Origin of the sequence: uncultured Alsobacter sp. (assembly GCF_945952055.1) — a bacterium.
Classification (GTDB): domain Bacteria; phylum Pseudomonadota; class Alphaproteobacteria; order Rhizobiales; family Beijerinckiaceae; genus Alsobacter.
Window position 1 is genome coordinate 109316 of sequence record NZ_CAMFHB010000016.1, and the last position, 7044, is coordinate 116359.

Annotated in this window: 6 protein-coding genes; 5 read left to right on the forward strand and 1 reads right to left on the reverse strand. The window is 69.3% G+C overall.

Annotated features, from left to right (window positions below; all coding sequences use genetic code 11):
• Nucleotides 1–85: 85 nt before the first annotated feature.
• Entirely contained in the window at nt 86–1048 is a 963-nt protein-coding gene (locus Q0Q47_RS14210) for an SMP-30/gluconolactonase/LRE family protein (protein WP_293860809.1), read from the reverse strand.
• Nucleotides 1049–1252: 204 nt separating this feature from the next.
• On the opposite strand from Q0Q47_RS14210, the gene Q0Q47_RS14215 reads away from it, so the two are divergent.
• The 5 genes from Q0Q47_RS14215 (at nt 1253) to Q0Q47_RS14235 (ending at nt 6808) form a co-directional block, all read left to right on the forward strand.
• Nucleotides 1253–2740 (forward strand): ABC transporter substrate-binding protein, encoded by a 1488-nt coding sequence (locus tag Q0Q47_RS14215; protein ID WP_293860812.1) that lies wholly within the window; start codon nt 1253–1255, stop codon nt 2738–2740.
• 218 nt (nt 2741–2958) lie between these two features.
• A complete protein-coding gene (locus tag Q0Q47_RS14220) occupies nt 2959–3906 on the forward strand; it encodes an ABC transporter permease (RefSeq protein ID WP_293860815.1) in 948 nt (315 codons plus the stop codon).
• Nucleotides 3903–4769, forward strand: coding sequence for an ABC transporter permease (locus tag Q0Q47_RS14225; protein ID WP_293860818.1), 867 nt, complete (start codon nt 3903–3905; stop codon nt 4767–4769). The genes Q0Q47_RS14220 and Q0Q47_RS14225 overlap by 4 nt, the downstream gene beginning before the upstream one ends.
• Before the next feature lies 1 nt (nt 4770).
• Nucleotides 4771–6372, forward strand: a complete 1602-nt coding sequence (locus tag Q0Q47_RS14230) for an ABC transporter ATP-binding protein (RefSeq protein ID WP_293860821.1) — start codon at nt 4771–4773, stop codon at nt 6370–6372.
• Nucleotides 6373–6589: 217 nt separating this feature from the next.
• Nucleotides 6590–6808 (forward strand): hypothetical protein, encoded by a 219-nt coding sequence (locus Q0Q47_RS14235; RefSeq protein ID WP_293860824.1) that lies wholly within the window; start codon nt 6590–6592, stop codon nt 6806–6808.
• The last annotated feature ends 236 nt before the right edge of the window (nt 6809–7044 follow it).

Here is a 7044-nt window from a genome sequence, read left to right on the forward strand (position 1 = left end):
CCTGTGCCAGACGATCCGTCCCCGGCACAGTCGTGGATGGCCGGGCCAAGCCCGGCCAGGACGGCTGAGAGAGCGATAGACCCTCTCAGAACGTCTTCGCCCCGCGCACCAGCACGCTGTAGGCGTACATCGACGTCGTCCCGCAGATGTAGAGACGCGTGCGGTGGCGGCCGCCGAAGCAGACGTTGGCGACCACCTCCGGCACGTGCACCTTGGCGATGAGCGTCCCGTCCGGGTGGTAGACGTGCACGCCGTCCGCGGCCGAGGTCCACAGGCGGCCGTCCTCGTCGAAGCGGAAGCCGTCGAACAGTCCCTTGGTGCAGGTCGCGAAGACTTCGCCGCCGGAGAGCGAGCGGCCATCGGCGCCGACGGTGAAGACGCGGATGTGCCGCGGGCCGTTCTCGACGTGGGTGGCGCCGGTGTCGGCGACGTAGAGCTTCGATTCGTCGGGCGAGAAGGCAATGCCGTTCGGGCGCACGAAGTCGTTGCAGGCGATGGTGATCTCGCCCGTCTGGCCGTCGACGCGGTAGACGTGGCAGGCGCCGATCTCGCTTTCGGCCCGCTCGCCCTCGTAGTCGGAATCGATGCCGTAGGCCGGGTCGGTGAACCAGATCGAGCCGTCGGACTTCACCACGACATCGTTGGGCGAGTTCAGCCGCTTGCCCTGGTACCGGTCGGCGATGACGGTGATCGTGCCGTCGAACTCCGTGCGCGTCACGCGCCGCGTCAGGTGCTCGCAGGACACCAGCCGGCCCTGGCGGTCCACGGTGTGCCCGTTGGTGTTGTTGGCGGGCGTCCGGAACACTGAGACCGAGCCGTCGGTCTCGTCGTAGCGCATCATCCGGTTGTTGGGGATGTCGGACCACACGAGGTAGCGGCCGGCGGGGAAATAGGCCGGGCCCTCGGCCCAGCGGCAGCCCGTGTAGAGCCGGTCGAGCTTCGCGGTGCCGTTGAAGAGCTTCTTGGCGCGCGGATCGAGCTGCTCGTTGGGAACAGGGTGGACGTCGGCATAGGCCGGCTGCGGAGCGTCGGGCTTGTCGGTGAACATCGGGATCCTCCCTGGTCGGGCGTCGGTCTTGCTGGCGTCGATCTTGGCCTTGAGGTGCGCCACTCAGGCGCGCCACTCTGGCCGGACCGGTGCCGCTCGGCAAGGCCCGGGACGCAGATCGCATGCGCTCTCACCGATGGTCCCCTTTCAAGACGGCCCGGCTTGCGTCTACGATGCGCAGGGATCGTTGTGGGAGGATCTGGGATGTCTTTTTCGCGCAGGGTGTTTCTCGCGCTCACGCTTGCAACGGCGGGCCTGATGGGCGTGGCGCAGGCCGCCCCCAGGAAAGACCTGACGTTGGCCATTCCGCTCGAGCCTCCGCACCTGGACCCGACGGCGGGCGCAGCGGCTGCCATCGGCGGCGTGGTCTACGCCAACGTCATCGAAAGCCTGACCCGCATCGATGGCGCGGGCCAGCCGAAGCCTTCGCTCGCCGAGAGCTGGACGATCTCGCCGGACGGGAAGGTCTATACGTTCGCGCTGCGCAAGGGCGTGCAGTTTCACGACGGGTCGGCCTTCACCGCCGAAACGGTGAAGTTCAATCTGGATCGGGCCCGCGCGGCCGACAGCACCAATCCGCAGAAGCCTCTGTTCGAGCCGATCGACACGGTCGAGATCGTCGACCCTGCGACCGTGAAGGTGACCCTGAAGCGTCCGACGGGGCTCTTCCTCTTCAACATGGGCCAACCCGCCGCGGCCATGCTCACGCCCGGCGCGGTGGGGGACGCCAAGACGAAGCCGGTGGGCACGGGACCCTTCAAGTTCGAGAAGTGGTCGAAGGGCGCGAGCGTCGATCTCGTCCGCAATCCGGGCTACTGGGGGCCGGCATCCAAGCTCGACAAGGTCAGCATCAAGATCATCGGCGATGCCTCCGCGGCCTTCGCGGCACTGATGGCCGGCGACATCGACGCCTATCCGAACTTTCCCGCCGCGGAACAGCTGGACCAGTTCCGCGCCGACCCGCGTTTCAAGGTCGTGGTCGGCAACACGGAAGGCGAGACGATCCTCGCCATGAACAATGGCCGCAAGCCGTGGGACGATGTGCGTGTGCGCCGGGCAGTGTCGATGGCCGTCGACCGCAAGTCCGTCATCGACGGGGCGATGTACGGGCTCGCCAAGCCCATCGGATCACATTTTCCGCCGCAGGATGCAGGCTATGTCGATCTCACGGGCAAGTATCCGTTCGACGTCGCCAAGGCCCAGGCGCTCCTGAAGGAGGCGGGCGTCGCGCCGGGCACGAAGTTGCGTCTCGTGCTGCCGCCGCCGGAATACGCGCGCAAGTCGGGTGAGATCATCGCCTCGCAGCTCAAGAAGGTGGGGCTGGAGGCCGAGATCGTTCCCATGGAATGGGCCCAGTGGCTCTCGGACGTGTTCAAGGGCAAGAACTTCGACATGACGATCATCTCGCATGTCGAGCCTCTCGACCTCGATATCTATGCGCGGGACGACTATTACTTCGACTACAAGAGCCCGGCCTACAAGGCGCTCTACGCCGAGATCGCCGCCACGACCGACACCGCCAAGCGCATCGAGCTCTACGGGAAGGCCCAGCAGATGCTGGCCGAGGACGCCGTCAACGTCTGGCTCTACGTGCTTCCGAAGTTCGGCGTGTGGAACGCCAAGCTCAAGGGCCTGTGGGAGAACATGCCGATCCCGGTCAACGACGTCACCCAGGCCAGCTGGGACGAGTGAGCTGCGTTGCCGGCCTGCGCTGCAGCCGCTGACCGTGCTCGGGTGAAGGCCTCCATCCTTCCGCGCGTCATGCCCGGGCTTGGCCCGGGCACCCACGACTTCGGGGTGGTCCAAGCAAAGTCGTGGATGGCCGGGCCGAGCCCGGCCAGGACGGCGGAGAGTTTGGCGGCCGACCCTGCGAGGGCCGCGCGCCGCGTGCCAACGGCCGGGCAGCCCTGATGCTGTCCTTCGTCCTGCGCCGCTTCGCCTCGCTCGTCGCCACGCTGGTGGTGGCGAGCGCGGTCGTGTTCACGGCCATGGAGGTGCTGCCGGGCGATCCCGCGCAGGTGATGCTGGGCACGCAGGCGCAGCCCGACACGCTGGCCGCGCTGCGCACGAAGCTGGGCCTCGATAAGCCCGCGCCGGAACGCTACGTCGCCTGGGTCGGCGGGCTGGTCCGGGGCGACCTCGGCACCAGCTACACCTACTCGACCCCCGTCTCCGAGCTGGTCGGCGAGCGCCTGCAGGTCTCCCTGCCGCTCGCCCTCCTGGCGCTGTCGCTCACCATCCTCGTGGCCATCCCCGTCGGTGCCCTGGCCGCCGCGCGCCGCAACTCGATGACGGACCTCTCCATCATGGGCGTGACCCAGGTCGGCATCGCCGTGCCGAATTTCTGGTTCGCGATGCTGTTGGTGATCCTCTTCGCCATCACCCTGCGCTGGCTCCCGGCCGGCGGCTTCCCGGGCTGGGGCAACGGGCCCTGGCCTGCGCTGCGCGGCCTGATCCTGCCGGCCGTGGCGCTCGCCCTGCCGCAGGCCTCGATCCTGGCGCGCGTCATGCGCTCCTCGCTGCTGGACACGCTCGGGGAGGACTACGTCCGCACCGCCCGCGCCAAGGGCCTCTCCGAAGGGCAGGCCCTTCGGCGCCATGCCCTGCGCAACGCGCTGATCCCGGTGCTCACCATCGTCGGCCTGCAGTTCTCCTTCCTGATCGCCGGCACCATCGTCATCGAGAACGTGTTCTACCTGCCGGGCATCGGGCGGCTCGTCTTCCAGGCCATCAACCAGCGAGACCTCATCGTCGTGAAGAGCGTGGTGATGCTGCTGGTGGCGAGCGTCATCGTCGTGAACTTCCTCGTCGACATCGCCTACGCTATCGTCGACCCGCGGCTGAGGCGACGCGGGTGAACGACACGGCCCTCATCGCCCCGTCCACGGGCTTCTTGCGCCGGGCCCTGCGCCACCCGAGCTTCCTGACCGGGGCGGTGATCGCGCTCGCCATCGCCGCCACCGCGGCCCTCTCGCTCGTCTGGACGCCGCACGACTACACGGCGATCGACATCGCGCTGAAGATGCGCTCGCCCTCGGCCGATCACTGGCTGGGAACGGACCCGTTCGGCCGCGACACCTTCTCGATGATTATGCGCGGCGCGGTGACCTCGATCGCGGTGTCCTTCGTGGCGGTCGGCATCGGCATGGCCATCGGCGTGCCGCTCGGCCTGCTCGCGGCGGCCCGGCGGGGCGGACCCATCGACCACGCGGTCATGCGCACGGCCGACTTCGTCTTCGCCTTCCCGGCGCTCCTCATCGCCATCATGCTGCGCGAGGTATTCGGGCCGGGCGTCACCAACGCCATGATCGCCATCGGCATCTTCAACGTGCCGGTCTTCGCCCGCGTCGCCTATGGCGCCTCGCTGCCGATCTGGCAGCGCGACTTCATCATGGCCGCCCGGGTCGCGGGGAAGGGCAGGGCGCTCATCACGCTGGAGCACGTGCTGCCCAACATCGCCAGCGTGCTGATCGTGCAGGCGACCATCCAGCTCTCGCTCGGCATCCTCGCCGAGGCGGCGCTCTCCTATATCGGGCTCGGCGTGCAGCCGCCGATGCCGAGCTGGGGCCGCATGCTCAACGAGGCGCAGACCTATATGGCCATCGCGCCGCGGCTCGCGCTGGCGCCGGGCCTCACCATCGTCGCCACCGTGCTGGGGCTGAACCTGCTGGGCGACGGGCTGCGCGACCTTCTCGACCCCCGCCTCGCCCGGGAGCGATGACGTGTCGCTGCTGTCGATCGAGGATCTGGACCTTTCCATCGCGGGCACGCCGATCCTGCGCAAGGTGTCGCTGCAGCTCGCGGCCGGCGAGGTGCTCGGCGTGGTGGGCGAGTCGGGGTCCGGCAAGTCGCTGACGGCGCTGACCGTCATGCGCCTCCTGCCGCGGCAGGTCCGCACCGCCGGGCGGGTGTTGTTGGACGGCACCGACGTCCTGGCCCTGTCCGAGGCCGCCATGTGCGAACGCCGGGGCCGCGCCGTCGGGATGGTGTTCCAGGAGCCGATGACCGCGCTCAACCCGCTGAAGACCATCGGCGCCCAGGTCGCGGAGGTGTTCAGCCTCCATCTCGGCCTGTCGCGCGCCGACGCCGAGCGGCGGGCCTCGTCCGTGCTGGAGCGCGTGGGCCTGCCGCCGGCGCGCATTCCGCCGACCCGCTATCCCCATGAGCTCTCCGGCGGGCAGCGCCAGCGCGTGGTCATCGCCATGGCCGTCGCCCTGTCGCCCAGGCTCGTCATCGCCGACGAGCCGACCACGGCCCTCGACGTGACGATGCAGGCGCAGATCCTGAAACTGCTGCGCCGGCTCGTCGCCGAGGACGGCGCCGGGCTGATGCTCATCAGCCACGACCTCGCGGTCGTGGCCGCCATGGCCGACCGCATCGCCGTGATGCGCCGCGGCGAGGTCGTCGAGACGGGGCCGGGCGGCGCCGCAGCGTTCGAGGCGCTCGTGCATCCCTATGCCGTGGCGCTGCGCGAGGCCTCCGCGCACGAGCCCGCGCGACCGGCCGCGCCGCCCGGGGAGCCGCTTCTCACCGTCGACAAGGCGGTGCGCGACTATCCTCTGCCGCGACCGCATCCGTTCGCCGCCCGCCGTCACAACCGGGCAGTGGACGGGGTGAGCTTCACGGTGCACCGCGGCGAGAGCGTCGGCCTCGTCGGCGAGTCGGGCTGCGGCAAGTCGACCCTGGCGCGCGCCGTCCTCGCGCTCGAGCCGCTGCAGGGCGGCCGCATCGCGCTCGCGGGGCACGACCTCGCCGGCCTCCGGGGGCCCACGATGGCCGCCTTCCGACGACGGGTGCAGATGGTCTTCCAGGACCCCTACGGCTCCTTCGACCCGCGCCACCGGGCTGGCCGTATCGTCGGCGAGCCGCTGCGCCTCCTCGACGAGCCCATCGCGCCCGACGCGCGCGGCCGGATGGTGGCCCAGGCGCTCGTCGAGGTCGGGCTCGCCCCGGGCGACGCCGACAAGTACCCGCACGAGTTCTCCGGCGGCCAGCGCCAGCGCCTCGCCATCGCCCGCGCCCTGATCACCCGTCCGGACCTCGTCGTCCTGGACGAGCCCGTGTCGGCGCTGGACGTGTCCATCCGCGCGCAGATCCTGGACCTGCTGGCCGACCTGCAGACGCGCCTGGGGCTCACCTACCTGTTCATCTCGCACGACCTCGGCGTCGTGCGCGCCATGACCGACCGCGTGATGGTGATGTCCGGCGGGCGAATCGTGGAGGAGGGCGACACCCGGACCGTTCTCGACCATCCCCGCGACCCCGTGACGCGCGGCCTCGTGGACGCCTCGCAGCATCTGGATCGCCTGCTGTCGCAGGCGTGAGAGCGAAGGGCGACGTCCCGCGGGCGGCTGCGAATTCTGGCGCGAATGGAGGGGCTTGGAAGGTCGTGCCGCTGCGTCAAAAACACGGGACCGCGGCATTCGGCCGGTAACCTCAACCGGAAGAAGAAGCGCTCTTGATCTTCCCGCGTTTGCCGTTATGTCTCGCTTGCGCCAAAATGAAACAAATCATCTCACGGCGCCGTCGCGAGCCTGCAGCATGTCGTCCTTTCCACGCCTGCCGTCCGTCTGGGACGGACCCATGGTTCTCCGGCCGGAGCCTCCGGTTCTTTCCGTCCAGAAGGGCGTGACGGTGACGATCTGCGACGAGGTCGCAACCTGGTTCCGTGACCGTGGCCTCGACGTGTCGCGCGAGGCGGAACAGATTCTGCGGGCCCACATCCACGCCAAGGCGCACGACACGCAGCTGGCCGGCTGAGGCCGCACGGGGCTCAGCTTCACCCGCGTCGTCTTCGGCCTGCGCCGCTCGATCGCAGGCCGCCAACCTTACGCTGGTCCTGGCCAAGCCTGGCCTCACACCCACGACCCAGGATGACCCCGGCAAAGCCGTGGATGCCCGGGCCGAGCCCTTCGGTATGCACACCAATCATTCTCGATGACTGAGCGCGTTCTCCCTCCCCTGCAGGGGAGGGTGGATCGCGCGAAGCGCGAGAC